General features: G+C 66.1%; 2 protein-coding genes. Both read left to right on the forward strand.

Features of this window, described 5'->3' with window-relative positions; all coding sequences use genetic code 11:
- A partial coding sequence (locus tag K3F48_RS23800) for a MarR family transcriptional regulator (protein WP_222577914.1) occupies window positions 1–196 on the forward strand: 196 nt, incomplete at its 5' end.
- On the forward strand, window positions 196–1,008 hold the full coding sequence (locus tag K3F48_RS23805; protein ID WP_222577915.1) for a DUF5131 family protein: 813 nt from the start codon (window positions 196–198) through the stop codon (window positions 1,006–1,008). The genes K3F48_RS23800 and K3F48_RS23805, both read left to right, overlap by 1 nt.
- Window positions 1,009–1,079 lie beyond the last annotated feature (71 nt).

Genomic DNA, 1,079 nt, shown 5'->3' on the forward strand with positions numbered 1-1,079 from the left:
GCCGCCGGCGCCGCATCCGAGCGTCGGGAACGCGCCGCTCGTGCATGGCCTCTCCGCGACACAGCAGCGCGTGCTCGATCTCGTTCGAAAATCTGGCAAGGCTCCGGCCCCGGCGGATATCGCCAACGCGCTCGGCATCGCGACTCAAACAGCGCGGAACATACTGGCCGAGCTGCGCAGACGGGGAGCGCTGTGATGGGCGAGAACAGTGGAATCGCCTGGACCACGCACACGTGGAACCCCTGGATCGGATGCACCAAGGTCTCGCCTGGCTGCGACGCCTGCTATGCCGAGGCCTATGACGCGCGCTTCGGCGGCAAGCATTGGGGCTCGGGCGCGCCGCGGCTGCGCACCACGATCCAGAACTGGAACAAGCTGAAGAAATGGAACCGCGCCGCACGCAAGAGCGGCGTTCGGCCCTGGGTGTTCGTCGCCAGCCTCGCCGATATCTTCGACAATGAAGTCGATCCGGAGTGGCGCCGCGACGCGCTCGCCGAGATGAGCGAATGCGACGCGCTCAATTTCCAGATCGTCACCAAGCGCATCGGCAACGCCTTTAAAATGCTGCCGAGTCATTGGGCGCTGTCTTTCGCGCATTGCGGACTCGTCGCGACCGTCGTCACGCAAAAGGAGTGTGACCGCGATCTGCCGAAGCTGCTCGAGATCAAGCGCAAGTATGGCGTCGCCTGGGTGGGCCTTTCGATCGAGCCGCAGCTCGAGCGCATCATCCCGAAGAACGGGGACGGCCTGGACTGGATCATCACCGCCGGCGAGAGCGATCAGGGCGGCGCGCTGGGCCGCGAATACCGCGTCGGCTGGGCGTTCGACCTCATCGCCTGGGGCGAGACGCATGGCGTCGCGATCTTCGTGAAGCAGCTCGGCTCGTTCTTCGCGCGCAACGCCAATTTCAAGGATCGCGCCGGAGCCGATCCCGCCGAATGGTGGCCGCCGTCGCTGCGCGTGCGGCAGATGCCGTGCGGTGTCCCGACCACGCTGAAGATCGCGTGATGCGCGGCCTCCTGCGCGAGGACGGCGGCTATGATCGCGGGGCGATCATGGCGCTGTCGCATGAGCGCTAT

The organism is Methylosinus sp. Sm6 (assembly GCF_019802345.1).
Taxonomy (GTDB): domain Bacteria; phylum Pseudomonadota; class Alphaproteobacteria; order Rhizobiales; family Beijerinckiaceae; genus Methylosinus.